This is a genomic window from Mycobacterium sp. 852002-30065_SCH5024008 (assembly GCF_001665645.1).
In the GTDB taxonomy this organism is placed as follows: Bacteria; Actinomycetota; Actinomycetes; order Mycobacteriales; family Mycobacteriaceae; genus Mycobacterium; species Mycobacterium paraffinicum.
Genome location: NZ_LZSZ01000164.1, coordinates 1 through 25866 on the forward strand (window position 1 = coordinate 1; position 25866 = coordinate 25866).

A 25866-nucleotide genomic window follows, 5' to 3' on the forward strand; every position below is an offset into this window, starting at 1 on the left:
AGATGTGTATAAGAGACAGATCGCCTGACGGCGGTGCTCGACGAGTCGGGCCGGCTCATGCGCGAGTACCCGGATCTCGCCGCCTTCGAGTGGGTGATCCGCGCCGAGGGCGTGGCCGACGTCGATTCGCGGCTCGCGGGTGGCGCGCGCTTTCAGGCATTCCGAGACATCATCGAGGGCGTCGTCGACGACGCCTACCGGCAGGGCGAACTCGCGCATCGGCCGGATCGGGACAGCGTCGTCGAAGCCGTCTACGCGCTCATCTACGGGTTGACCGAGCTGGCGGCCACGTCGCCGCCGCGGGGCTACCACGCCGCGCTGGACTCCGCCAAGAAAATGATCAGGGGAACGCTGTTCGCCCCGGGTGAGCCGGGATAGCCGCAGGCAGAGGACATGACGGGCCGACGCCGCCCTTGATACGATCAAGCGATTGATTATATAGTCGGGGCCACGAGAGGAAGCCTGGCCGTGACTGAAACCGTTGCCGTGACGTTCGACGTCGACGCGCTGCGACGCAAGTACGCCGAAGAGCGTGCGCGGCGATTGCGCCCGGACGGCATCGCGCAGTACGTGGAGATGGCGGGTGCGTTCGCCCGCTTCGCCGAAGACCCCTGGGCCGACGGGAAATTCGATCGCGAGCCGCTGACCGACGAGGTGGACGTCGCGGTCATCGGCGCCGGCTTCGGCGGGCTGTTGACGGGGGTGCGGCTGCGCCAGCTCGGCGTGGAGAGTGTGCGGCTGATCGACCGGGCGGCCGACGTGGGCGGCACCTGGTACTGGAACCGGTATCCCGGAATCGCCTGCGACGTCGAGTCGTACGTGTATATGCCGCTGCTGGAGGAGCTCGGCTACGTTCCCACCGAGAAATACGCCAAGGGACCGGAGATCTTCGCGCATTGCCAGCGCATCGCGCGGCACTACGACCTGTACCGCGACGCGTGCCTGCAGACCGACGTGCGTGAGATCCGCTGGAAAGCCGATGAATCACGGTGGATCATCCGCACCGACCGGGGCGATGAGATGCGGGCCCGGTTCGTGTCCATGGCCAACGGCTATCAGGCCAAACCCAAGCTGCCCGGCATCGAGGGCCTCGGGGCTTTTCGCGGTCACGCGTTTCATACCAGCCGGTGGGACTACGCCTACACCGGAGAGAACCTCGAGCGGCTCGCCGACAAGCGCCTGGGCATCATCGGTACCGGCGCCACGGCGATCCAGTGCGTCCCGCACCTCGCCCGGGCGGCGCAGCGGCTGTACGTCTTCCAGCGCACGCCGTCATCGGTGGACGTGCGGGCCAACCGCGCCACGGATTCGCAGTGGGCCAGCACATTACGGCCGGGCTGGCAGCGCGAACGCATCGAGAACTTCCAGATCCTGACGGCGGGCGGCCAGGCCGACGAGGACCTGGTCGCCGACGCCTGGACGAGCATTACGCGCAAGCTGCCGGTGATGCGCCATGACGGGGACGGGGCCGTGGACCCGGCGCAGCGCGGCCGCGACATCGAGATCGCGGATTTCGCCAAGATGGAGGAGATCCGGGCGCGGGTCGACGGCATCATCAGCGATCCGGCCACCGCGGAGGCACTCAAACCGTGGTACGGGTATTTCTGTAAACGGCCCTGCTTCCACGACGAGTATCTGCAGACCTTCAACCGCGACAACGTCACGCTGGTCGACACCCGCGGCCGCGGCGTGCAGCGCATCACCGAGTCCGGTGTGGTCGTCGACGGTGTGCCCTACGAGCTCGACTGCTTGATCTTCGCAACGGGTTTCGAGGTGGGCACCGACTACTGCCGGCGCACCGGCTTCGAGCTGATCGGCCGAGACGGCGTGTCGCTGACCGAGCACTGGCGCGACGGGGTGCGCACCTTTCAAGGCCTGTGTACGACGAACTTCCCGAATCTCTTCATCGAAAGCATCGCGCAGGCGGGCCTGACGGTGAACTTTCCCTACCTGCTGGACGTGCAGGCGACCCACGCGGCGTGGATCATCGCCTGGGCGCTCGAGCGCGGCGTCACCGAAGTCGAGGCGGCACCAGCCGCCGAATCCGCCTGGGTCCACACCGTTGTCACCCGGTCGGCCGCGAGCGCGGAGCGTGCCCAGACCTGCACCCCCGGCTACTACAACCGGGAGGGCAAGGCGGACAACAAGACTCGGCAGGGCAGTTTCTTCTTCGGCGCACCCACGGAGTACGCCGACATGCTGCACGCGTGGCGGGCCAGCGGTGGCCTGGATGGCTACCTGATACGCGGCGGCAAGGCCGGGCCGTGACCAGCCGGCAGGCCCGCTGGCGCTACGGCGTCGGCCGGCTGCGGGCGGCGACCCGGCGCCGGCGCCCACCGAAGGTGGCCATCATCGGCGCGGGCTTCGGAGGCCTCGGCGCCGCCGTCGCGCTACGCCAGGCCGGCATCGACGATTTGGTCATCATCGAGGGCGACGACGGTGTCGGGGGCACCTGGCGGCGCAACACCTATCCCGGCGCCGCGTGTGACGTGCAAAGCCACCTGTATTCGTTTTCGTTCGCCCCGAACAGATCCTGGAGCCGAACCTACGCACGGCAACCCGAGATCCTTGCCTACCTCGAATCCGTGGCCGACGACTTCGACCTGCGGCGCCACCTGATCTTACGGACTTACGTGCGGCACGCGAGATGGGACGAGGGTGGCCGCCAGTGGGAATTGCAACTGCAGCAAGCGAATAGCGACACCGTCACCACGTTGCGCGTCGATGTGGTGGTCAGCGCTGTCGGCCTGTTCGGCGCTCCCAGACTGCCAGACATCGAGGGCCTCACCGGCTACCGCGGCCACTTGATGCACACATCGGCGTGGGATCCGGGCGTGGACCTGTCCGGCCGTAAAGTCGCGGTGATCGGCACCGGCGCCAGCGCAGTGCAGGTGGTGCCCGAACTCGCTCGAATCACCTCCGGTGTCACCGTGTTTCAGCGAACGCCTCCCTGGATGGTACCCAAGGACGACCGTCCGTTCAGTGCTCGCGAGCTGGCGAGGTTTCGTCGACATCCGTGGGCGGCTCGCAGGGAACGGTGGCGAATCTGGAAGCAGTTCCACGACTTCGCCGGAAACGCCGTCGAAGACCCACAGGTGGCAAATCGATCACGGGTCGCGACATCGTTCTTGGAGCGCACCGTTTCCGACGAGCGGCTGCGCCGCGCGCTGACGCCCGACTATCCATTCCGCTGCAAGCGGGTGCTACTCGGCGACGACTACTATTTGGCGCTACAGAAGGACCACGTCGATCTGGTGACCGAATCGATCGCGCGAGTTACCGAGACGTCGATCGAGACCGTCAGCGGCAAATCGGTGGACGCCGACGCCATCGTGTGCGCCACCGGATTCCAGACCAGCCGCTACCTCGCCGGTATCGAGGTGATCGGACGAGGCGGCCAAAGCCTGCACGAGCGCTGGGGCGACGACCCGAGCGCCTACCTGGGCGTCGCGGTCAGCGGTTTCCCGAATTTCTTCATGCTCTACGGCCCCAACACCAACCAGGGCGGCAACTCGATCGTCTACATCCTGGAGGCCGCCGCGCGTCTGGTTGCCAGCGCGGTCAGCCGGGTGGCGCGCAAGGGCGGCTATGTGGACGTCCGCCTGAACGCCGAAAAGCGCTACAACGACCAGCTTTCCGCGGACCTGGAGCGCACCATATGGACCAGGTGCGACAGCTACTTCCGCTCGCCCACCGGCCGCATCGTCACCCAGTGGCCCTACACCGAGCTGGAGTACGCCCGCCGGACCTGGCGGCTCCGGCCGCGGGACTGGCTACTGGCCCAGACCGAAGTCGATGACCCCGCGGATCAGGCGGCCGGCGGCCAGGTCGGCATAGGCGTCGTTGATGTCGTCGAGCCGGTAGCGTTTGGTGATCATCTCGTCGAGGAGTAGCCGACCCGACTCGTACAGCGTGGCCAGCAGCGCGATGTCACTCTTGGGATTGCACGAGCCGAACACCGTGCCGCACAACGTCTTGTTCATCAGGATGAAATCTTGCAGGGCGACGGCGATCGAGGCCGTCGCGGGTGCCGGGAGCCCGGTCAGCACGCACGTGCCGCCCTTGCGGGTGAGCGCCAGCGCCGTCGCGACATCGGCCTCGCCGATCATGGTGGGGGAGACCACGACCGCATCCGCCATCACGCCGCGGGTCAGGTCGCGCACCAGCGCGAGCGCGTCGGTCGCCGTCGCGGCGACGTGGGTCGCGCCGAAAGTCATTGCGGAGGTGCGCTTGAAGTCGCTCACGTCGACCGCGATGATCCGCGCGGCGCCGCTGATGCGGGCGCCCTGAACGGCCGCGGTGCCGATCCCGCCGGTGCCGATCACCACCACCGTGTCCCCACCCCGCACCCCGGCACGCCGGGCCGACGAACCGTACCCGGTGGGCACCGCGCACGCCAGCAGGGCGGCGGGCACCAGCGGAAAGCCCGGGTCGATCTTGACCAGCGAATTCGCCGCCACGACAGTGTGTTCGGCGAACGCACCGATCTTGGACACGTGGCCGAGGTCGCGCCCGTCGACGGTGTGATGGCGAAAGGTGCCGTCCGTCGGCATGCCCGGCGCCAAGGTTCCCGACCCCGTGTCGCACAGGTACTCCATCCCCGAGGCGCACCAGCGGCACTGGCCGCAGACCGCGACGAAGGACGTCACGACGTGGTCGCCCGGCGCGAACCCGGCGACGCCCGCCCCGACATCGACGACCACACCGGAGCCCTCGTGCCCGCCGATCGTCGGCGACATGGCGGGTAATCCCAAGGCGCGCAGAGTTTCTGGCGGCGCGGCCAGCTTCCCCTGGCGGATGTGTTCGTCGGAGTGGCAGAGCCCGCAGGCGGCTAGCCGCACCAGCACCTCGCCCGCCCTCGGCGGGTCCAGCTCGAATTCCTCGACGGTCCACGGACGGCCGTACTCGTAGAGGATGGCCGCACGGCTTCGCATCGTCGTGCCGCCTTTCTGCCGGGGCCATTCGATGGCACAGATGTCCGAGCGGCGGACTCAACCGGTGGCGGCGGCCACCCTTGCGCGCTCGGTCATCGAGGCGATCACTCCGCCGTCGTTGAGGATGTCGGTGCCGGTCAGGTAGCCGGCCTTGTCACTGGCGCAGAAGGCGAGCAGCTCGGCCATCTCCTCGGGCTTGCCCCATCGCGGGACCGCGGCGTTGGTGACCATCGCGCCGGCGCCCGCCTGCTCCTCGAGCCGGCCCATCTCGGTGTCGACCGACCCCGGCGAGACCGAGAGGATGCGCAATCCGCGCGCGTTGAATCTCTCCGCCTGCGACTGGCTGTACCACTTCACGAAGCTCTTGCTGACGGCGTAGGCGATGCCGGACCTCGCCTCCTCGGGCACGATGTTGCAGGTTGTCAGCATGGCCTCCATGAAGGCGTCGGCGTCCTGCAGCGCAAGCGGGAATTGGTCCACCGGAACCATTTCCGCCGGGAGCAGGTGGGCCGCCATCGACGCCACGTTGACGATCACGGAGCCCTCGCCGGCCGCCGCGTAGAACGCCTCGTTGACGTTGAGCGTGCCGAGGGCATTCGTCCGCATGACATAGTCGGCGGCGCCCATGCTAGGGCTCACTCCCGCCGTGTGGATGACCGAGGCGAGCGTCCCGAGGTTGCCCGCAGTGCCGAACAGGTCGGCGACCGCCCCCCGGTCGGTGACGTCACAGTCGACGGCCGTGACGGTCATCCCGAGCCCTTCCAGCGTTGCGGCCGCGGCCGTGAGCCGGTCCTGCCGGACATCGCAGAGAACCAGGATGTGGTCGCGGCCGACGATCTTGGCGGTGGCCCGGCCCATGCCACCCGCGCCGCCCGTGATCACTGACACTCGATTCATACGTGGACCGTATATGGCGAGCGTTCGTCGGGGATTACGGGTCCGGCACCGGATGGTGGGGGTGACCGCTGTGGCGGATGGCCTTCCCGTAGAACGGCGCCCGGAGGGTGGCCGGCAGGTCGCGGCGGTATCGGATCAGCGCGACGATGGCGACCGCGGTGTAGACGGCGCAGAGCAGCAGCCGGCCATGCGTCGTGGCTATCGGGAATTGCACGACGAACAGGCCGAGCAGGGTGACCGCGGCGGCGCGGTGGAATCGCAGCGCCAACAGCAGCGCCACCCCCATCATGGTTTGGGTGGCCGTGAGCAACACCTCTTCTACCTGACGCGGGTCAAGCTGCAACGAGAATCCGCCGCCGCCCATCAGGTGGGCGATCGGCAGCGACCCGATCAGCAGCGTCCACTGGTTGACCTTGGAGGAAATCAGGGTGGCGATGGCCGCCGTGCCCTTGCCCCGCGTGGCGAAGATGATCGCGACGATGAACTCCGGGGCCTCCGAGGCGAGCGGGGCGAGCCACTGGACTAGCAGGAACTTGTCGATGCCCAGCTCGGTGCCCGCGGCGACCAAGTTGTCGGCGAACGGTTTGGCGCACAGCAGAATCACCGCGCCGGACGCCAGGAAGAGGCTGACAACGACGATGCGCCGACGGCGATCGGGTAGCTCGCCCAGGGCGGCGGCGGTCCCGATCAGGTCGGGCTCCTCCACGTCCCCGTGGCTGACCTTGTAGAGGTAGAAGCCGAACCATGCCAGCAGCGCCAACCCCAGCCCGAAGTGAATTTCGCCGCTCGCCGGTATCGCGAACGCGATGATGCCGGCGATCAACAGGAATCCGAGTTCGACGCGGTTGGTCGGTTGCAGCGCCAGGCCGGTGGCCTTGCCGGTGCCGGCCTTGCGCGCCACCAGGATGCTGACCAACACGACGACGGGCCAACCGAGACCCATCAGCAGCCGGTTGGACCCGGTCATGTTGGCGGCCGCGTATTGCGTGTAGTCCGGGTTGTGGCCGGACACGTACGCGTAATACAGGTCGACGGCGTACTCGGGCAGCACCGCGATCAGCGCCAGTATCGCCGTCGCCAGCCCACCGGAGACATCGATCTGCGCGGCTTCGGCCGCCCAGGCCAGTAGGAAGCTGGCCGACACCACCGCGGCCCCGAAGATCAGCAGCGCGACGACCGGGTCGGGGTGCAGGCCGCCGAGTCGCGTCACCACCGCCGGGACGACGAATGCCGTGGTGATCAGTGCCGAACGCGCCAGGGTGCGACGCCGCGAGCGTTCTGCCGTCGCGACCGTGGTCGCGGGCCTGTCTGTGGCGAGCATCGTCATCCTTCGATATGGAGGGGTGGCGACTGAGGCGGCCACTCCGGATGGGGCAGCCGTGCCGAACGATTACCCAAGTTACCCGCGAAACCCGTCGCCAGCAACGTCGTTGTTCGACGGAGCGCCGCCGTAGCGGGCGATATATTTGCTGGCTAACCAGCTGTGGCGCGAAAGTTAGGGTGTCCTGATCTCGAAGTTTGGCAAACCTTCCGGCGCGCAAATCGGCCCTATCCAGTACGACGCGCTGCGAGACGGGGAGGTTCCCGCTACTTGTCCGGGCCCATGGCCGCGGCCGCGGCTTGGGCGAACAGTTCGACGGCTTGGTTGCGGGTTAGCGATGCCAGCATTTGTTCGGCGGCGCGCATCATGTCGCCGACCATCAGGGTCGGCCCGTTTCCGAGGTTCTCGAATGCCTCCGCGATGACGTCGGCCACGGCGGCCGCGCCCGGCGGCACCTCGTCGAGCGAACCGATCTGGCCGCGGCTGTGCTCGAGTTGCCGCAACGCCGGCGTGTCGGTCTTGCCCAGGATGAGGCCGAGGACATCGACGCCCTTGTCGTGCAGCTCGGCCCAGAGCGCCTCGGCGAAGACCATGTCGAACGCCTTCGAGGCGCCGTAGGCGACCATGTTGGCCCCGCCGGCCAGGCCGGCGCCCGACCCGAAGAGCACGATCCCGCCGCGGCCCCGCTCGACCATGGGGGCCGCGAAGTGGTGGCACAGCTGCATCGGCGCCATGCAGTTGCGTTGCACCATCGCCTCGGCGGCTTCGACCGGATTGGCGAGGAACGGCTCGAAGTTCGGGTCGGCGCCCGCGCAGTACACCAGGAGGCGGACCTCCAGGTCGCCGGTCGCCGCGGCGATCGCCGCCGCCGCGCCCGGTTCGACGAGATCGATGGCGAGGGTCCGCGTGGACGCCGCCGTTTCCCGCTCGATCTGGGCCGCGACTTCGTCGAGGACGGCCTGCCGGCGGGCGATCAGCACCACGTTGATGCCACGCTCGGCGAGCCCGCGGGCGAACGCCGCGCCCACCCCGTCCGATGCGCCGGCCACCAGCGCCCACGGCCCGTACCTGGTTGCGAACGTCATCAAGGGCTCCCCACTGTCGTCAGGCGCACCTGGGTATAGCGCCGGCGGGCGATGCGCCAGCCGTCGGGGGTGCGCACGATCTCGTCGTCGTAGAAACCGATCGCATTGACGCCGGAGTTGTTGTCGGCGGCCATGATCAGTCCGTCGATGTAGGTCCGCGCCGTGGCCCGGTCGCCGTCGACGGTGATGGCCTGGTTGGTCAAGCGGTGCAGCGTGTGCCCGGCCAGGGCGTGCACCCGCTCCATGAAATCCGCGACGGCGTCGACTCCGGTCCACGACCCGATCTCGCCGTAGTCGAGCTCGCAATTCGCGGTGAACACACTGCGAAACAGCGGCCAGTCGCGCCGGTCTATTCCGGTGGCGTAGCGCACCAGCAACTCGGAGATGTCCTGACGGTCATCACGTTCGGTCATGGCAGGTCTCCGTTCGGATGGACGACGATCCGCGGCGGACCGCCCGACCGGCGGGCGAGCTCGAGAGCGTCGGGCACTTCGTCGAGGCCGATGACCTTGCCCACGCTGGGGAGCGGGTCCAGCCTTCGCGCCGCGATGGCGTCGAGCGTGCCATACCAGTCCTGCGGGTGTGGGCCGCCGCCGAACTGGATGGTGACGCCTTGGCGAGTCGCGGTGGTGATGTCGAGCGTGTCACCGGTGTACCAACCGCCCGCGCAGTAGAGGCGGGTTCCCATCTCGGCGGATTCGACGATCTTCTGGATCAGCCCGCTCGCGCCGACGCACTCGAAAACGACTGCCGGGCCGGGCAATCCACGCTGGGCACGCACCTCGTTGAATGCATCGAACGGCGACTTCTCACTCGCGTCCACCACGACGTGGGCGCCGAAGCGCTCCCGGGCCAGTTCGCGGCGGTCGGACTTGTAGTCCGCCACGAGGATCGGCTCGATCCCGCGGCTGGCCAGCGCGGCTACGGCCGACAGGCCGATCGCACCCGCGCCGATCACGATGGCGACCTCACCCGGTTGCATCCGCGCCGACCGAACGTAGAACTCGCCGACGGCGAACGCGTCGGTCAGTGCGACGGCGTCACTGGAAACGTCGCCGGGGACAGGCTTGGCCGCCACCTCCGAAACCACCAGTAGCTCAGCGAAACTGCCCTGCGCTTCCGGATGCTGGCCGATGATCCGCATGCCGCCGGCGCCACCGTCGACGAGCCGCACCGGCATGGCCGTCACGCGCGCACCCACCGCGAACTGATCCGTGCAGCCGGGTCCGTGGCCGACGACCTCGCCGACGAACTCGTGCCCGAGCACGATGTCGCGGTCGGTGTCGTAGAGCGAGCGACCGGTCGGATCGTCGACGGCGAGTTCCGGATGGTCCATGAAATGCACGTCGGACGCGCAGATGGCGGTGCTCAACGTGCGCAGCAACATTTCGCCCGGTCCGGGTTCGGGGTCCGTAGTCTCGCGGACCTGGAGCCGGCCGCCCCTCAGCACCACAGCGCGCAATGCGTTACTTTCTCGAATAACCGATATATGATCTCGAAAATATTCGTCTCACTCTAAATCGTGTGGCAGAGGAGTCAAGCCATTCGCGGATCGACATCTGCGCCGACCGCCCGGGTGCTCGACGTTGTCGAGCTCCTGGCCCGGTCCGGGAATGCGCGGCTGCGGTTCTCCGACATCGTGCGCGAGCTTGGGCTCACCCAGGCGACCGCACACGCGATTCTCAAGACGCTGTGCGACCGGGGATGGGCCAGCCGCGATCCGGTCGCCAAGACGTTCACCCTCGGCCCGGCGTTGGCCGTCGTGGCGGCGCGGACGGACACCGCCCGGCCGCTCGCGCACGCGGCCCGTGCCGCGGCGCTGCGGTTGTCCCGTGACGTCGGCTACGCCTGCTCCGTGGTCGAGCGTTTCGGAGCTTCGTTGGTGGTCACCGCTTTTGAGGGCGAGCCCGCCACTCAACCGTCCGGAATTCCGGGCGATCGGATCCCGTATGCCCCGCCCTTCGGGGTCGCGCTCGCCGCGTGGGACGACGAGGAGCAACAACGCGCGTGGATCCGCCGCGGTGCGGGCAACAATCCCGATCGCACCCGGCGGCTCGAACAGGTGCTGGAGCACACGCGCGAGCGCGGCTTCGACGTCGACTGGACGACGCCCGCACTGGCCCAGGCGGTGCAGGTGGTCGGCACGCTGGACAGCGACGAGATGCCCACGCCGGTGCGGCACATCTTGGATCAGTTGCTCGTCGAGTTCACCACCATCGGCTTCCTCTCCGACGACAACCCGGGGCGGCGCAAGCAACCCGTGGTGACCATCGCCGCACCGGTTTTCGAGGAAGGACACGTTGCGCTGATGGTGGCCGTCCATCCGCTGTGCCCGCTGTCGGCGCGGCAGATCCGGGTCATCGGCAAACGCCTGACCGACGAAACGACGGCGATCAGCCTGCCCCCGGCGCGACCCGACGCGGTCGATCGCGCCGTCTAGGCTCGGCGTATGGAACTGCGGCAGTTGCGCTACTTCGTGGCCGTCGCAGAGGAGTTGCACTTCGGCCGCGCCGCGCAACGCGTGCACATCTCCGGACCGGCCCTGTCGCAACAGATCATCTCGCTGGAGCGGGAGTTGGGCGCCGACCTGTTCGTGCGGGACCGCCGGAGTGTTCGGCTGACCGAGGCCGGGCGGACCTTCCTTCCGGATGCGCGCCGAATCCTGTCTCTGGCCGACGATGCCAAGCACCGGCTGCGGCAGGCGGCCGCGCGCAGCACGCCGGTGCGCCTGGGTTACGTCAGCTGGCTGCCCGAGGACATCACCACGATGGTCGGGCCAGCGGCGGACGTGCGCCTCGACGAATGGGTGCTGCCCTCGCACACGCAGGCCGACCGCGTGGCCGAGGGCACCCTCGACATCGCGCTGGCATGGGTGACCGCCGGCCAGGTCGAGGAGCGCGGCCTGACGGCGCATCTGCTGCGGACCGAGCCGCTGCACGCGGTCATTCCCGGTATCAGTTCGACGGAACCCGTTGCCGCGCAACGGGTCAGCGTACTCATCGACGCGGATGAGTCGGCGTGGTCGTCGTGGAACCGGTACGCCGAGGAGTTCGCCGGCCACGCCGGCGCCCGCGTCGTCCACATCGATGACGGCGGCATCACCGGCGACGCGTTCTACGCGCACGTGCGCAGGGTCGGCGCGCCCGTGCTCGCTTCGCCCAAACGCCACACCGCGGCGCTCCCGCCCAGCCTGGGTCAGCGTCCCGTCGCCGAACCGGTACCGCTGTGGACGTGGTCGCTGCTGCACCGCCGCGACGACGACCGCGCCAGCGTGCGCGGCGTCGTGGAAGCGCTGCTGGCGGTCGCGCGTACCCGCGATTGGCCGGCCACTCCCGCCGGCCCGTGGTGGGCGCCGGCCGACGACCCCCACCTGCGGTGAGAAGTCCCACCGAGCACTGGTAGGAGAACGGTCCTGGACGCCGGGCCGACGCTGCGGTTCAGTAAAAGTAAGCAGCCCGGAAGGCGAAAAAGCATGGCAGAGAACTACGTTGTGGATGACCTGGCCGGCTTCGTCGTAGGCGCGGAGTGGGCCGATCTGACCGGACGTCCGCGCGCGCTGATGAAGCGCAATGTGCTCGACAGCATCGCCTGCGCCGTCGGTTCCCTGGACGGGGAGCTGGTCGCGACGATTCGCGAACACACCGACCAGTTCAGCGGCGTGCCCACCGCGACTCTGGTGGGCGGCGGACGGGCATCGGTGGACCAGGCCGCTTTCTTCAACGCGGTGCTGGTGCGCTACCCCGACCTGCTGGACACCTATCTGACGGTCGGAGGGCTGTGTCATCCCGCCGACAACTTCGGCGCCGTCCTGGCCGTCGCCGAGCACACGGGCGCCAGCGGGGCGGACTTCCTGCTGGCACTGGCGGTCGCCTACGAGGTGCAGTGCCGGTTCAGCGCCCAGGTGCCGGTCATGGCTCGCGGGCTCAATCACGCGCTGCAGCTGTCGATGTCGGTGGCGGCAGGCACGGCGAAGCTGCTCGGTCTCAGCGTCGAGGAGACCGCCAACGCCATGTCCGCCGCCGCGACCGACAACGTGTCGCTGGCGGCGGTGCACGCCGAGCCGGTCTCGAACTGGAAGGGCATCTCGCCGGCCATCACCGGCATGCGCGCGGTGTACGCGACCATGCTGGCCGCCCGCGGCGTCACCGGACCCAGGTCGCTGTTCGAGGGTCCACACGGCCTGATGCAACTCTTCGACCAGCCCATCGACCTCGCGACCACCGACCGGCGGCTCACCTGCGTCGAACAGACCTACCTCAAGCAGTACTGCTCCCTCATCCACGGGCAGGTGGTCATCGACGCGGTCTTGGCCCTGCGCGCCGAGAACGACCTGCGCGGCGAGGATGTCGCCAGGGTGACGCTCGAGGTGTTCCAGGGCGCGTACGACTTCGCCGGCGGGGGAGCGTACGGCGCCAAGGACGATCCGCGCACCAAGGAGCAGGCAGACTACAACCTCAAATACCTCAGCGCGGTGGCACTCCTCGACGGCGGGGTGGGCCCCGAACAGCTGGAAACCGAACGGGTTTCGCGAGCGGACGTGCGGGACCTGTTGACGCGTGTCGACGTCAAACCGGCCGCCGACCTGACCGCCGACTATCCTCGACGCACCGCGGCCCGGGTCCACCTGGTGACCCGCGACGGGCGGGAACTCGACCGCGAGCAAGCCGATTACGAGGGATCCCCGACCCGCCCCATGTCCTGGGAACGCGTGGCGGACAAGTTCGGATGGCTGGCCGAGCCGTTCTGTGACAGGGCGCTGCGTGCCGAAATCGTCGCGGCCGTCGACCGCCTCGACGAGATCCCCGTCGCCGAACTCGCGGGCCTCCTGGGCGCGGCGAGCCCCACCGCCCAACGGCCGCGCACCAAGCCCCGGTTCTGAAGGCACGCCTGCGCGCCCCCTTGCATGGCCCGCCGCCCGCGGTCGATGATCGGCCATGCGCAAAGATCAGGGCGGCAATCGGTGGGAGTTGGTCACCTGTGCGGTCGCGGGCCACACCACCTACGCGCCCGACGAGGAGGACCTGGCCGCGCGGCTGAGCGGCACCACCGGACTGGGCGAGGTCTGGCGCTGCCTGCGCTGCGGTGAATTCACCGTGGGCGATCCGCACGGGCGGGGTCGGGCCGAGGACGCTCCGATGATTATGCGCGGCAAGGCTTTACGCCAGGCCATCATCATCCGGACACTCGCGGTGGAACGGCTGTTCCGGGCGGTGGTGATCGCGCTCGCCGCGTACGCGGTGTGGAAGTTTCGCGGTGCTCGGGGCGCCATCCAGGCCACCCTCGACCGCGACCTGCCGATCTTTCGCGCCGCAGGATTCAAGGTCGATCAAATGACCATCGTGCACGAACTGGAAAAGGCGCTGGCCGCCAAGCCATCCACCCTGGTTTTGCTGACCTTGATGCTGGCCGCCTACGCGCTGCTGGAGGTCGTCGAAGGCGTCGGCCTGTGGTTGCTCAAACGCTGGGGCGAGTACTTCGCGGTGATAGCCACCTCGGTGTTCTTGCCGCTGGAGATTCACGACCTCGCCAAGGGCATCACGATGACCCGGCTGGTCACCTTCACCATCAACGTGGCCGCAGTGATCTACCTGCTGTTCTCGAAACGCCTGTTCGGCTTGCGCGGCGGCCGCGAGGCCTACGACGAGGAACGACGCGGCGAGCAGCTGCTCGATGTGGAGAAGGCCGCCGCCAAAGCCTGACGTCAGGTCGGCTGCTGCCTGGGGTGGATGAAAATGCCTTCCGCTTCGACCGTGACGCCATCCTCATCGGCCAGGTGACCGACGGCGAACGTCTTGACGCCCTCGGTGCGCTCGACATGCGCCTGCACGCGCAGCGGCCGCTCCAGCTCGGTTCGGCGCCGGTAGCGCAGGGTGAGGGTGCCGGTGTAGGCGGGCCGGCCGGGCCGGTGCGCGGTCGCGCCGAGCACATGGTCGAGCACCAGCGCGCAGATGCCGCCGTGAACGTGGCCGGGCGGTCCCTCGTAGGCCGCGCCCAGGGTGAATTCCGACCACACCACGCCGTCCGGCTCGTGGTGGACCACCAACGGCGGTGCCACCGGGTTGCGCACGCCGACCACCGCGTTGCCCCACGCGACGGTCTGGCCGTCGGGCAGGTAGTGCACGCCGACGGGCCCCGGCCGCGCCGCCTCGCCCAATTCGGCTGCGGCCGCGTCGATCTTGGCCTGGGCCGCCGCCACCGCCGCCGGTTCCGCCTCGGTGCGGATGCTGATGTCGATGAGCCGGCGGATCGACTCGGCCAGCGGCGCGTAGACGGACTCGAGCCGGCCGAGGTCGATGCAGGGCGTTTGGTCATGCATCTCGGCAACCTAACAGGACGGCTACTGGTAAGAACGGAGCGATGGGCACTTATGCGGTCACCGGATCGGCTTCCGGGATGGGCCACGAGACGGCGCAGCGGCTCAAGGCCGACGGGCACACCGTGATCGGCGTCGACATCAAGGACGCCGATATCGTCGCCGACCTGTCGACGCCGCTCGGTCGCAAGCAGGCCGCCGACGGCGTGCTGGCGGCCGCGGACGGCAAGCTCGACGGTGCGGTGCTGGCCGCGGGCCTCGGGCCCAGCCCCGGTCGAGAACGCCTGCGCCAGATCGGCCAGGTCAATTATTTCGGCGTCGTCGAGCCGCTCGTCGCCTGGCAGCCGGCGCTGGCCGCGGCCGAAAGCGCGAAAGTGGTCGTCGTGGGGAGCAACTCGTCGACGACCGTGCCGCTCGTGCCGCGCCGGACGGTGAAGGCGCTGCTCGCCCACGACGCCGAGAAGGCGCTGCGGTCGGTGCGGCCGTTCGGTCCGGCCGCGTCGACGATGATGTATGCGGCGTCGAAGATCGCCGTCAGCCGCTGGGTGCGGCGACACGCCGTGCTGCCGGAATGGGCGGGCTCGGGTGTGCGCGTGAATGCCCTGGCGCCGGGAGCCATCATGACGCCGTTGCTGCAGGAACAGCTTGCGACGCCCCGGCAGGCCAAGGCCGTGCGGTCCTTTCCGGTGCCGCTCGGTGGCTTCGGCCAGGCGGGCCACATGGCCGACTGGATGTGCTTCATGCTGTCGGATTCCGCCGAATTCCTCTGCGGCAGCGTGATTTTCGTCGATGGCGGCACCGACGCGTATTTCCGTGCCGACGATTGGCCGAAAGCGCCGCCCGCGCATGGGTTGCCGGGCTACCTGCGACGGTTCAGACGTTCGGGAAGTGTGTGACAAACGGCCGGCACTCGAGGCGCTCATCAGCGCACCGCCTTTGAATTCGTCCATGCCCCCACACGCACCAGGTGTGACGGACGGCGGACCCTGCGGCGGGTGTGCGTCGCACCACAATACGGCTTTTCGTGGCGTTCACCCCGGCGCGGCGCATCCGTAAAGCGGCCGCGGTGGAATTCAATGATTCGGCGCACAGGCCGAACAGACGAAGGATCGAAACCGTGGCAACACTGCCGTCCTGGATCAGCCAGAGCCCTGCCAACTTCGACATGGTGACGCCCATCAAGGCGCGCGCCTGCGACGCGTGGCAGGCGGTGCGCAGAAGCGCGCCGCGCCGGGCCCGCACCAACGTGACGCTCATGCAGAGGGGCATCGAGCGCTGCTGACGGGCGACTACTGGAACCACAACGCCGCGTATCACGGCTGGCTGGTCGAACTCGCCGCGCGCCGCGGCGGCGATGTCCTGGATGTTGGGTGCGGTGAGGGGCTGCTGGCCCAGCGGCTAGCCGCGGTGTCGCGCAGGGTCGTCGGCATCGATGTCGACCCGTCCGCGGTCCGGCGGGCCGGGGATCGACTGAAGACCGCAAGCAACGTGTCGGTGCGGCTCGCCCGCTTCGAAGAGTTTCAGGCGCAACCACATTCGTTCGATCTCATCACATTCGTGGCGAGCCTGCACCACCTGCCACTGCGTGAGACGCTACGCAAAGTACGCGGAATGCTCAGGCCGGCAGGAGAACTCGCCGTCGTCGGTCTGTCGGCCAACAAGACCGTCGGCGACTGGGCATGGTCCGCGCTGTGCACACCGGCGGCGCGTGCCGGGTCGTTACTGCACCGGGAGACCCGCGACATCGGCGTGGCCGTCGCCGATCCCCGGGAAAGTTTGCACGAGATCCGCCGGGTAACCGCGGACGTGCTGCCTGGCGCGGTCATTCGGCGAGGCCTGTACTACCGATACCGCCTACTGTGGCGAAATCGCTGAGCCGGTCGCGCGTTCACGTTCGCGGCGGCGGGCCCGGGACGCGCGCAGGTTGGCGGCGTTCCCGCACGTCTTGACGTCGTGCCAGACCCCGCTGTTGTTCTTGGAGCGGTCGTAGAACGTCGACGCGCAGCGGTGGTTATGGCAACGCTTGATCCGCCGCCAGGTATCTGCCTGCTGGCTGAGCAGAATCTCGGCCCACAGCGCCGAGGCGAGCCAGCGCCAGCCGGTGCCGCTGGGCTCCAGCCGCACCTCACCGGCTTCGGTGACTACGAGAGCTGCGGGGACGGCGCTTCGTCCACTGGGTGCCTCGCCGGCCACCAGTGAATCGAGCCTGGCCCTCAAGGCGCGCAGCTTGGCCAGGTCCCCGTCGTCGAACGTGGGCACCGGCACGTCAATGCCGCGGGCGGCCGACCAGGCGTGCACCGCGTCCGCTACCCATTCGCCCGCGAGCGCGGCGTCCGCGAGCAGGTCCGGGCCGTACCCCCCAATCCCCCTCGTGTTCAGGAAGTCCTGAACCAGACCCAGACCTCCCTGTGCCGCGGTGATGCCGTACCGCTGTGACGCGGACCATGTAATAGACATAACTAAAAGTTACTTGACTATGTCTCGCTCGTCAATTACGGTGACAGAATCAAACGCTTGATACCTACGTCACGGAGTGCGCATCATGGTCAACATCAAGGGGTCGACGGTCGTGGTCACGGGCGGACAGCGCGGGCTCGGCAAGACCCTCGTGGACGAGTTGTTGCGGCGGGGCGCGGCCAAGGTATACGCGACGGCGCGGGCACCCCAACCCAGTGCGGGCCCTCGCGTGGTGAGCGTCGAACTGGATGTGACCAAGCCGGAATCGGTGGCTGCCTTGGCTGTTTCGGCTCCCGATGCCGACATCGTCATCAACAACGCCGGTGTGCTCGGTGCGCTGAAGATGCTCGACAGCGACATCGAGGAAGTGCGCGCGGTGTTCGAAACGAACTACTTCGGCGCGCTGCGGGTCGCCAAGGCGTTCGCGCCGATCCTGGCCGGCAACGGTGGAGGAGCCCTGGTCGACATCGCCTCGTTCTTGTCGTGGATGCCCGGCTCCGGCGGATACGGCGACTCCAAGGCGGCGCTGTGGTCGGCGACGAATTCGCTGCGGATCGAACTCGAGAAGCAAGGCACCCTGGTCGTCGGCGTCCACCTCGGCTTCACCGACACCGAGATGACCTCGGGCCTCGACGCACCGAAGAACGACCCGCGCCAGGTGGCGCGCGCGATCGTCAACGGCATCGAAGGCGACGACGCCGAGGTGCTGGCCGACGACGACACCCGCTACGTCAAGGCGGCGCTGTCCGGGCCGGTCGAAGCGCTGCCCCGGATGCCGTGAGCATGAAGGTCTGCCCGAAGGCAGATCCCCGTCTTAAGACGGTGGGTCAATCAGGCCCTTGCGGATGGCCTCGCCCAAAAATGGGCTTGCTGCACTTCGGGCAGACCACCGGGTTGACCCGGCATCACCACGGTCGCACGCACGGGCCGGCGCTTCGACGGGCGAAGGTCCCGAATGCATCGGCCGAAGGTCACATTCACACCGTGCCCCGCTGACGGTCCGCGTGTTTGGATAGCGACATGCCCGACATGGAAATCGAAGGCGTCGTGAGCGCCACGCGCGTCATCGCGGCCAACGCCGCGCGAATCTTCGAACTGATCGCCGATCCCGCCCGCCAGCCGAGCTGGGATGGGAACAACAATCTCGCCTCGGCCGCGCCGGGTCAGCGGGTCCGTGCGGTCGGTGACGTGTTCAAGACGACGCTGACGAACGGCGCCATGCGGGAGAACCACGTCGTGGAATTCGTCGAGGGCAGCAAAATCGCTTGGTGCCCAGCCGAACCCAGGAAGCAGCCGCCCGGCCACCTGTGGCGGTGGGAGCTCAGCCCGGTGAACGCCGAGCTCACCACGGTGACGCACACCTACGATTGGACGGCACTGGCCGACCCAACCCGCCTCGAGCGCGCTCGCGCGACGACGCCGGACATGCTGCGCGAGTCCATGGACCGGCTTGCCGTGGTCGCGCAAACCCCCGACACGGGAGGGTAATGCGAAAGCGCGCCGGACTCAGCCGTTCTTGCCGCGCACCCACTGAACCGTGCCGAGGCTTTTCACCCGCACGCTGACGAACCCGCGGTCTTCCAGAATGTCGGCGATCTCGTCGTCGTCGAAGACATGCGCCCCCATGTTCGGCAGCCTCTGGAAGAGCCGGGCGGCCGGACCGACGGTGGGGACCATGACGGCGAGCCTCCCGCCCGGTCGCAGCACCCGCGCCATCTCGCCGAGGGCCGCCGCCGGATCCGGAACCAGTTGCAACACGGCCGTCGAGATGACGGCGTCCACCGTGTCGTCGCGCAGCGGAAGTCGTTGCGCGTCGGCCTTGATGAAGCCGACCTGCGGCCCCGCTTCGTTGCGGACCGCGCGGGCGAGCATGGCCTCGGAGATGTCGATCCCCAGGGCCAGCCCGTCCGGACCGGCCGCGCGCGCCAGGGAGGCGGTGACGTTGCCAGGGCCCGAGCCGACGTCCAGCGCGATGCCGCCCGGCGGGATGTTCAACCACTCGAGGGGTGTCTGCCACGCGGCGATCAGCCGCCGCGACAGGGCCTGGGCGTTGTCGTAGAGCATCGACCCGATCGGTGACGCCCACGCGGCCTGGATCGGTCCGGTGTTTTTCGCGACGCGTTCGTCCTCGTCGGATCCGCTGCCGAGCAGGTCGAGATAGCCCTTGCTCACGTCGGGATCCGCCGGCGGATCGGCGAGCAGATCCAGCGCTCGACGCAGCGCGGGAGGCAGCGACACGTGCACGTCAGTCATGCATACTCCTTTGACCAAAAACCAAGCTATGCGCCGGAACTCGCCCGGAAAGCCGGGAGCCTGACTCCGCTGGGCCCCGATGGCAGCTTACGCCGAGCCGCGCCTGCTCACCGCCGGACGATCGCGTGCTCGCGCACCAGGGAGTACAGCCGCCAGTGGCCCGGCACGCCCTTGAGTGCGGTCTCGCCGCGGTCGCCGAAGCGGTGTCGCGACCCGGTGACGATGTCGCGCAGCGTCGAGGACACCAGCACTTCGCTGGGGCCGGCGAGTGCGGCCACCCGCGCGCCGATGTGGACGGCCATGCCGGCGACGTCTTTGCCGCGCACCTCCACTTCGCCCGCGTGAATGCCGACCCGCACCTCGATGCCCAGCACGCGGACCGCGTCGACGATGGCGTCGGCGCAGGCGATCGCGGCGCTCGGGCTGCTGAATGTGGCGACGAATCCGTCGCCGGCCGTGTTGACTTCGCGCCCGGCGAATCGCTGCAACTCGTGGCGCACCAGGGTGTCGTGATTGTCGAGCAGGTCGCGCCAGCGGTGGTCGCCGAGCAGTGCGGCGCGCTCGGTGGAGCCGACGATGTCGGTGAAGACGATCGTGGTGAGCAGACGCTCGGCGTCGGAGCCGCCGCGCACACCGGTGATGAACTCCTCGATCTCGTCGAGAAGGGGCGCGGTGTCGCCCACCCAGTACAGGGTGTCCCCGCCCGGGCACTCGACGAGCCGTGCCCCGGGAATGTGCTCGGCGAGATACCGCGCGTGCCCGACGGGGCTGAAGCCGGGGTTGTCGCGATGCAGGATCAGGGTCGGCACGGCGACCCGGGGCAGTCGGTCGCGGACGTCGCCTTCCCTGACCTTGTTGATGAACGCGCGGGCCATGCTGGGTGACGCGGCGCGGTTTCCGGCCATGTCCCACCACGCACGAAACGCGTCGTCGCCCGCCGCGGAGGGCGCGATGATGCCGAGCATGTCGAAACCCTGCTCGACGGCGTCCGGCTCCATCCCGACCGTCGTGAAGCGGTCGGCATCGTCGAGGTCACTGCCGATGGGGTAACCGGGACCCCGCAGCGTGCGGGCCGCGCCGTTGGAAATGACGAGGCTGTTCACCCGGTCGGAATGGTCGGCCGCCAGAACGACGCCGGCCAACGACGTGAAACCCGGGGCGAAGACGGTCGCACGCTCGCATCCCACCGCGTTCATGACCGCGATGGCGTCCTGCGCCCAGGACTCCGGGCCGAGCATGTCCAGCGACGGCACCCGCGAGGACAGGCCGATGCCGCGCTGGTCGAACCGGATCACCCGGCAGAACGATGCGAGCCGGCGATGAAAGCGGTACATCGACGGCTCGAGGTCGACGCAGTCGATCGGGATTAACGGGCCCGGCAGCACCAGCAGGTCGATCGGGCCATCGCCGAAGACCTGATAGGCGATGTCGATCTCGCCGCAACTGGCGTACCGGGTCCGCGGAGCCGCAGAACTCCCAGCCACGTATTCAGGCTAGTGCAGGTCACCGACAAGCCGGAACGGGTCAACCCCGGATGATCGGCACCAGATAGCGGGCGGCGTACTCGCGGACGGCCGTGGAATCCGACGTGTCGAGCCGGTCGGTGGGAAACACGATGATGCCCAGGGCGACGCGAAGCAGGATGTCGGCGATGTTGGTCAGGTCGCGGTCGGGGATGTCGGCCCCGCACCGGCGCAGGGTGTGCGTGATCCCGTCGGCGAACTGACCGATGGGGAAGGCATGCGAGCGGGAGAACATCCCCAACAGCTCAGGTTCGCTGTCCGCGATCCGGGAGTACAGCGGGGAATCGTGGACCAGGCGCACCCCGAGCGCGAACGCCTCGATCATGGCCTGCTGCGGGTCGCAGCCCGTCGCGGCCCGGTCCAGTGTGGTGAAGAACGATTCGGCCTCACGCCGCACCACGTGCCCGAACAGGTCGTCCTTGGTGGGGAAGCGCCGGTAGATGGTGCTCCGGCTGACCCCGGCGCGCGCGGCGATGTCCTCGATGTTGGCCCGGCGCACGCCGTAGGTCTCGAAGACGACGCGCGCGGTGTCCAGGATGGTCCGGTCGAGGTCGGTCTTGTCGCCGAGATCGCCGGCAAGGCTGTGGTTCTGCACGGATTACGCCCCTCACGGCAGTCTCGGCACAACAACGCTCGTTTGACACAAAGATACGCATTTGTTTCACTGCTTCACAACGGGGTGTGCGCGCATGGGGGCGAGGAGATTCGGATGACAGCGCAATGGGCCGGCCAGGATTTCGACACCGGTGTGCGGGAGGCGCTGCCCATGCCGGTCGACGGGCCGGACGACGAAGCCGACGACTTCACGCGGCTGGGTCCCGAGTCGTTGATCTGGAAGTTCTACGGGGACAACCGCACCCAGTTCTTCGGGTTCCAGCGCACCGCCGGGGTCGAGAACTGCATCGAGCAGCTCGCCCAGGGCGTGCTCGACCACTCGGTCGTCTTCAGCGACACGTTGGGGCGGGCCAAGCGGACCGCGCCGCCGCTGATGAAGACCGTCTACTCCGACCAACCGCGCGAGTGGGGCCGCAAGGTCCGGGACTTCCACAAGACGATCAAGGGCACCATCAGTGACGGCTCGAGATATCACGCGCTGAATCCGGAGCTCTTCTACTGGGCGCACGCCAGCTTCGTCGATCAGGTCATCTACAACACCGACACGTTCATCCGCCGGCTGTCCCGTGCGGAGAAGGAGCAGATCTTCGACGAGGGCAAGGTGTGGTACGGCCTCTACGGGGTCAGCGACCGCGGCCAGCCGCAGACCTACGACGAGTTCCTCGCCTACTGGGACGAGATGCTCGAGCGGTTCGTCCCGCATAAGACCGTCCTGTACGGCACCGGCTACATCAGGAAGGGGATTCCGGGCCCGCGCTGGATCCCCATGCCGATCTGGCGGGTGTTGTCATCGCCGCTCAACGCCTACACCCGCCTGGTCCTGGTCGGGACCATGCCGCCGCAGATGCGCGAAGTCTGCCAGTTGGAGTGGAACACGAAGAAGGAGAAGCGTTTTCAGCGCTTCGCCGCCGCCGTGCGCGCGCTCAACCCACTGATCAACCGGCTGCCCGTCGGGGCGATCTACACTCCGTGGGCGGCCAGGGCGTGGCGGCGCTCGGGCGTCGATCCGCGCCGGCTACACAACCGCGCGGCCTGAGGCCGCGATTAGCCCCGCGAAAGTGAACAGCGGGTACACGGTGCCGAAATTCCGTGCGAAGTAAGCCAATACGGCGGCGGGCGCTTGGCGAGCGGTTGAGGATGGGCGAGTATCTCTTGATATGGGCGATATCGACTTCTCGCTGTTGGACGTTCCGAGATCGGAACCGGTCGACGATCCCGAGGCCTATCTGCGCGCGGCGATCGCCTGGCACTTCGGTGAAGACACCGGTTCGGCGTTCTGGTTGCGGACCGCTGCGACGCTGGACTTCGACCCGATGGTCGACGTCAACACCTTCGCCGATCTGAAACTGTTTCCCAACCTCGTCAACGAATTGCGCGGCGTGCCGGTGGAGGACCTCATCCCGCGCGGCTACGGAACTCCGCCGCCGGTGCCCCAGATATTCGAGTCCGGCGGCACCACCGGCGCCCCGAAAAGGACTGTGCAGCTGCCGGACTGGGTCGCCCAGGTGGTGCGATGGCAGACCGAGGACTTCGCCACCGGCGGGTTTCGCCGCGGCGAAGGCTTCCTGTGTCTGATGCCCAGCGGACCGCACGGGGTGGGCTATTTCTCGCGGCTGGTCTCCGAGCGGCTCGGCGCGACGTTCCACGCCATCGACATCGATCCCCGCTGGGTGAAGAAGATCGCCGCCCGCGGCGCCGCCTCCGAAGTCGCCGCCTACGTCGACCACGTCGTCGAGCAGGCCGTGTTCGTGCTGGCGACGCAGAACGTCGCGAACCTGCACGCCACCCCGCCGCTGCTCGAGGCCCTGGCCCGGGACGACCGGCTGGTCGACCTGCTGAACGACAAGATCCGCTACCTGTTGCTAAGCGGCGCGCACGTGGACGCCGACACCCTCGACCTGCTCCGCGGCATCTTCCCGGAAACGACGATCACCATGGCCTTCGGCAGCACGATGGTGCTATCCCAAGCGGTCACGCGAACGGCCGACGGCGACGTGTTCGTGTTCGACCCTCGCACACCGTACGTCGTGTTCTGGGTGGTCGATCCCGACACCGGAGAACGGGTGCCCTACGGGCAGACCGGTCAGGTGGTGATGAACCACGTCAGCAAGGGCATGTTCATGCCGAACAACCTGGAGCGCGATCTGGCGGTCCGGATGCTCGGTCCGGCGGGCGAGCTCAGCGACTCGGTCAGCGAGGTGCGGCCGGTGGCCACCTTCGAGGGCGAGGCCGTCATCGAAGGCGTGTACTGAGCATGACCGACGAACGTGCCGGCACCGCAACCGATTTGGCCGCGATCGATGCGCTCGGCCCCGACGGGGGGTACCGGACCCGCCGTCGGGAGGTCATCTTCAGCACCGCCGGCGCCGCCGTCGCCGAGTTGAGCCTCGTGCCGCCGCTGTTTGTTTCGCGCACCTTGGCCGCGCAACGCAAGGTGGTGGCGCTGCCGGTCGAGCAGCGCGCGGCGGCGCTGGCGCAGGCCGCCGGCATCTTCGCGGACGGGGTCGTCGCCGGCCTGGACTTCGAGGCGTACGTCCGGCTGGCCAGCCGGATTTCGGGGGTGCCCATCGCGGTGACCCGCGCCGGGGCGCGCAGCGTCGCCGACGCCGTCGGCGGCGCATTCGACGCGGTCGGCCCGGCCCGGCCGGTGGGCGCGGCGCTCGATTGGCGCGAGGAACGCGCCCGGCGCGGTGGCGCGGTATGGGTGCGGCGGGGGGAGGTCTTCGCCGTGCACGCGGCCGGAAACGGCCCGGGCGTGCACGGCCTGTGGCCGCAGGCACTGGCCCTCGGCTACCGGGTTGCGGTGCGCCCGTCCCGCCGCGAGCCGCTGACGGCGCACCGGCTGGTAAACGCCTTGCGGCGGGCGGGTTTCCGCCCGGAGGACGCCGTCTACCTGCCCACCGACCATGCCGGCGCCGACCAGATCATCCGCTCGGCCGACCTCGCCATGGTGTACGGCGGCCAGCAGGTCGTCGACAAGTACGGCGACGACCCGTCGGTCATCGTGAACGGCCCCGGGCGCAGCAAGATCCTCATCACCGCCGACCACGATTGGCGCGATCACGTCGACGTGATCATCGACTCGATCGCCAACCTCGGGGGCATGGCCTGCGTCAACACCACCGCCGTGCTCTACCAGGGTGACCCCGGCCCGCTGGCGCGTGCGATCGCGCGGCGGCTGGCGGCCATCGAGCCGCTGCCCACCGACGACGAGCGTGCGCTGCTGCCCACCCAGCCCCTCGATCAGGCCCGGGCGCTGGCGGATTACCTGGCGGCCAAAGCCATCGGATCGACGCCGCTGCTGGGCGCCGATCAGGTGGTTGCCGACCTCGGCGACGGCTACGCGGCGCTGCGTCCGGCCGTACACTTGCTGCCCGCGCCCGCCGCGGACACGCTCAACGTCGAGCTGCCCTTTCCCTGCGTGTGGGTATCGCCATGGTCGCCCGGCGCGGGCGTGGAACCGTTGCGGCATTCGTTGGTCGTCACCGCGATGACCGATGACGAGCGCCTGATCGACGACCTGCTCGCCGAACCGACGATCGCCAACGTGTATGCCGGGCCCCACCCGACGTGGCACGCGGCGCCGGGCATCCCGCACGACGGGTTCCTGGCGGACGCCCTGATGCGCAACAAGGGCTTCATCCAGGACGGCGGCTGACGCGCCGACTCAAGGCCGGCCGGCCTCGCGGCGCTCCGGGCGAGGCACCAGGGTAGGTGGAACCAATTGCCCCGGCTGGGCCAATTGCTGAATGCCTCGGCGTAGCTATGACTCATGACTTCGAGGACGGTGCCCCAGGGGTCAGCGGTGTAGGCCAGCGCCCACGGGCGTCCGGGCACGAATTCACAGGGCGCCGCCAGCATTGTGCCGCCATGGTCGACGACGCGGCCGACCATGGCTTGTACATCGGGGTGGGTGATGCACAGATGCCAGATTCCGCGGTCGAACCACGGCTCCCGCTCCTGCGGCCGTCCCGTCTGCCGCGTCGGCGGGTCGATGAATTGGACGAGCTCGATGCCGACGGAGTTCCCGGTGAGCAGATGCGCCTGCCAGGCGCGGCGGAACCCGCCGCCGAACACCGAGGCTGCCTCCGGATGACCGACGCCCTCGAGCACGCGGGGTCCCATGATGCAGCGAAATCCGAAAACCGCGCCGTACCAGTCGATCGCGGCGTGGATGTCGGGGACCGTCACTCCGACATGGTTGATGGCCAGTGCCGCCGCTTTCTCGGTCGACATTGGCAACCCTTCAGGTTTGGATCGGCGGGCCGGCCGGCGGCGGGCACCAGAACCCGCGCCGGCCGGCGTGTCCGTCGAGCGACGAACTCAACAAAGTGATCGCTCAGCTTCCGAAGCCACCCCTGCCGCTCGCGACCGTCGAAGCTCCAGCGGTCCCCGCGTCGAGGTGGCTGGATGCGAAGGCGACGCCTTTGTCGATCATGGCGCCGTCGTCGGCGTAGGTGTTGTGGGC

The 25866-nt window shown here is 68.6% G+C and carries 26 protein-coding genes and 2 pseudogenes; 15 read left to right on the forward strand and 13 right to left on the reverse strand.

The annotated features are described in order from the left end of the window. Positions 1-33 precede the first annotated feature (33 nt). From A5781_RS19740 to A5781_RS19750, 3 genes are all read left to right on the forward strand, one after another. On the forward strand, positions 34-378 hold the full coding sequence (locus A5781_RS19740) for a hypothetical protein (protein WP_197503992.1): 345 nt from the start codon (positions 34-36) through the stop codon (positions 376-378). A gap of 90 nt (positions 379-468) precedes the next feature. Continuing rightward, positions 469-2268, forward strand: a complete 1800-nt coding sequence (locus A5781_RS19745) for an NAD(P)/FAD-dependent oxidoreductase (protein WP_067210367.1) — start codon at positions 469-471, stop codon at positions 2266-2268. After that, positions 2265-3893, forward strand: coding sequence for an NAD(P)/FAD-dependent oxidoreductase (locus A5781_RS19750; protein WP_067210370.1), 1629 nt, complete (start codon positions 2265-2267; stop codon positions 3891-3893). The genes A5781_RS19745 and A5781_RS19750 overlap by 4 nt, the downstream gene beginning before the upstream one ends. Here A5781_RS19750 and A5781_RS25230 read toward each other — a convergent pair. The 6 genes from A5781_RS25230 to A5781_RS19790 all read right to left on the reverse strand — a co-directional run bounded on the left by A5781_RS25230 (position 3774) and on the right by A5781_RS19790 (position 9690). Further along, the gene (locus A5781_RS25230; protein ID WP_082939440.1) at positions 3774-4934 is read right to left on the reverse strand and encodes a Zn-dependent alcohol dehydrogenase; all 1161 of its coding nucleotides are present in this window, start codon (positions 4932-4934) and stop codon (positions 3774-3776) included. The genes A5781_RS19750 and A5781_RS25230 overlap by 120 nt on opposite strands. Positions 4935-4991: 57 nt before the next feature. Next, positions 4992-5831, reverse strand: a complete 840-nt coding sequence (locus tag A5781_RS19770; protein WP_082939441.1) for an SDR family oxidoreductase — start codon at positions 5829-5831, stop codon at positions 4992-4994. A gap of 34 nt (positions 5832-5865) precedes the next feature. Continuing rightward, on the reverse strand, positions 5866-7158 hold the full coding sequence (locus tag A5781_RS19775; protein ID WP_067210390.1) for a sodium:proton exchanger: 1293 nt from the start codon (positions 7156-7158) through the stop codon (positions 5866-5868). Between the two features lie 260 nt (positions 7159-7418). Continuing rightward, positions 7419-8237: an SDR family NAD(P)-dependent oxidoreductase gene (locus A5781_RS19780; RefSeq protein WP_067210394.1), complete on the reverse strand. Its 819-nt coding sequence runs from the start codon at positions 8235-8237 to the stop codon at positions 7419-7421. After that, positions 8237-8650 (reverse strand): nuclear transport factor 2 family protein, encoded by a 414-nt coding sequence (locus A5781_RS19785; RefSeq protein ID WP_067210398.1) that lies wholly within the window; start codon positions 8648-8650, stop codon positions 8237-8239. Before A5781_RS19785 ends, A5781_RS19780 begins: the two co-directional genes overlap by 1 nt. Then, positions 8647-9690 (reverse strand): zinc-binding dehydrogenase, encoded by a 1044-nt coding sequence (locus A5781_RS19790; protein WP_067210402.1) that lies wholly within the window; start codon positions 9688-9690, stop codon positions 8647-8649. The genes A5781_RS19785 and A5781_RS19790 overlap by 4 nt, the downstream gene beginning before the upstream one ends. Positions 9691-9813: 123 nt before the next feature. On the opposite strand from A5781_RS19790, the gene A5781_RS19795 reads away from it, so the two are divergent. The 4 genes from A5781_RS19795 to A5781_RS19810 all read left to right on the forward strand — a co-directional run bounded on the left by A5781_RS19795 (position 9814) and on the right by A5781_RS19810 (position 13936). Further along, positions 9814-10677, forward strand: coding sequence for a helix-turn-helix domain-containing protein (locus A5781_RS19795; RefSeq protein WP_067210407.1), 864 nt, complete (start codon positions 9814-9816; stop codon positions 10675-10677). A 9-nt stretch (positions 10678-10686) separates the two neighbouring features. After that, positions 10687-11616, forward strand: a complete 930-nt coding sequence (locus A5781_RS19800) for a LysR family transcriptional regulator (RefSeq protein WP_067210412.1) — start codon at positions 10687-10689, stop codon at positions 11614-11616. A gap of 111 nt (positions 11617-11727) precedes the next feature. Then, a complete protein-coding gene (locus tag A5781_RS19805) occupies positions 11728-13116 on the forward strand; it encodes an MmgE/PrpD family protein (protein WP_082939443.1) in 1389 nt (462 codons plus the stop codon). 55 nt (positions 13117-13171) lie between these two features. Then, entirely contained in the window at positions 13172-13936 is a 765-nt protein-coding gene (locus A5781_RS19810; protein ID WP_067210419.1) for a DUF2127 domain-containing protein, read from the forward strand. Between the two features lie 2 nt (positions 13937-13938). On the opposite strand, the gene A5781_RS19815 is transcribed toward A5781_RS19810, so the two are convergent. Beyond that, positions 13939-14553 carry a PaaI family thioesterase gene (locus tag A5781_RS19815; protein ID WP_067210422.1) on the reverse strand — a complete coding sequence of 205 codons (615 nt, stop codon included), beginning with the start codon at positions 14551-14553 and terminating at the stop codon, positions 13939-13941. Between the two features lie 41 nt (positions 14554-14594). Here A5781_RS19815 and A5781_RS19820 point away from each other — a divergent pair, with 41 nt between their 5' ends. From A5781_RS19820 to A5781_RS19825, 3 genes are all read left to right on the forward strand, one after another. Next, the gene (locus A5781_RS19820; RefSeq protein ID WP_067210426.1) at positions 14595-15446 is read left to right on the forward strand and encodes an SDR family oxidoreductase; all 852 of its coding nucleotides are present in this window, start codon (positions 14595-14597) and stop codon (positions 15444-15446) included. 128 nt (positions 15447-15574) lie between these two features. Then, entirely contained in the window at positions 15575-15832 is a 258-nt protein-coding gene (locus tag A5781_RS25235; protein WP_082939442.1) for a hypothetical protein, read from the forward strand. Continuing rightward, on the forward strand, positions 15829-16425 hold the full coding sequence (locus tag A5781_RS19825; RefSeq protein WP_369817768.1) for a class I SAM-dependent methyltransferase: 597 nt from the start codon (positions 15829-15831) through the stop codon (positions 16423-16425). Before A5781_RS25235 ends, A5781_RS19825 begins: the two co-directional genes overlap by 4 nt. On the opposite strand, the gene A5781_RS19830 is transcribed toward A5781_RS19825, so the two are convergent. Next, positions 16405-17007: a CGNR zinc finger domain-containing protein gene (locus A5781_RS19830; RefSeq protein WP_231990763.1), complete on the reverse strand. Its 603-nt coding sequence runs from the start codon at positions 17005-17007 to the stop codon at positions 16405-16407. The two genes, A5781_RS19825 and A5781_RS19830, sit on opposite strands and share 21 nt — an antisense overlap. Positions 17008-17092: 85 nt before the next feature. Between A5781_RS19830 and A5781_RS19835 the strand changes: the two genes are divergently transcribed. Beyond that, positions 17093-17788 carry an SDR family oxidoreductase gene (locus A5781_RS19835; RefSeq protein ID WP_067210456.1) on the forward strand — a complete coding sequence of 232 codons (696 nt, stop codon included), beginning with the start codon at positions 17093-17095 and terminating at the stop codon, positions 17786-17788. A 239-nt stretch (positions 17789-18027) separates the two neighbouring features. Continuing rightward, positions 18028-18495, forward strand: coding sequence for an SRPBCC family protein (locus A5781_RS19840; protein WP_067210429.1), 468 nt, complete (start codon positions 18028-18030; stop codon positions 18493-18495). Positions 18496-18513: 18 nt separating this feature from the next. On the opposite strand, the gene A5781_RS19845 is transcribed toward A5781_RS19840, so the two are convergent. The 3 genes from A5781_RS19845 to A5781_RS19855 all read right to left on the reverse strand — a co-directional run bounded on the left by A5781_RS19845 (position 18514) and on the right by A5781_RS19855 (position 21378). Next, positions 18514-19260 carry a methyltransferase domain-containing protein gene (locus A5781_RS19845; RefSeq protein ID WP_067210432.1) on the reverse strand — a complete coding sequence of 249 codons (747 nt, stop codon included), beginning with the start codon at positions 19258-19260 and terminating at the stop codon, positions 18514-18516. Between the two features lie 107 nt (positions 19261-19367). Then, positions 19368-20744, reverse strand: a complete 1377-nt coding sequence (locus A5781_RS19850; protein ID WP_067210436.1) for an adenylate/guanylate cyclase domain-containing protein — start codon at positions 20742-20744, stop codon at positions 19368-19370. 40 nt (positions 20745-20784) lie between these two features. Further along, positions 20785-21378, reverse strand: coding sequence for a TetR/AcrR family transcriptional regulator (locus A5781_RS19855; RefSeq protein ID WP_067210438.1), 594 nt, complete (start codon positions 21376-21378; stop codon positions 20785-20787). Between the two features lie 114 nt (positions 21379-21492). Between A5781_RS19855 and A5781_RS19860 the strand changes: the two genes are divergently transcribed. The 3 genes from A5781_RS19860 (at position 21493) to A5781_RS19870 (ending at position 25056) form a co-directional block, all read left to right on the forward strand. Beyond that, positions 21493-22434, forward strand: coding sequence for an oxygenase MpaB family protein (locus tag A5781_RS19860; RefSeq protein WP_067210460.1), 942 nt, complete (start codon positions 21493-21495; stop codon positions 22432-22434). Between the two features lie 121 nt (positions 22435-22555). Continuing rightward, positions 22556-23650 carry an AMP-binding protein gene (locus tag A5781_RS19865; protein ID WP_067210441.1) on the forward strand — a complete coding sequence of 365 codons (1095 nt, stop codon included), beginning with the start codon at positions 22556-22558 and terminating at the stop codon, positions 23648-23650. Between the two features lie 35 nt (positions 23651-23685). Beyond that, a complete protein-coding gene (locus A5781_RS19870) occupies positions 23686-25056 on the forward strand; it encodes an aldehyde dehydrogenase family protein (protein WP_067210464.1) in 1371 nt (456 codons plus the stop codon). A gap of 176 nt (positions 25057-25232) precedes the next feature. Here A5781_RS19870 and A5781_RS26605 read toward each other — a convergent pair. Then, positions 25233-25634 (reverse strand): annotated as a pseudogene (locus A5781_RS26605) (VOC family protein); the annotation flags it as partial. Between the two features lie 103 nt (positions 25635-25737). Beyond that, positions 25738-25866, reverse strand: a pseudogene (locus A5781_RS26355) (cutinase family protein); the annotation flags it as partial.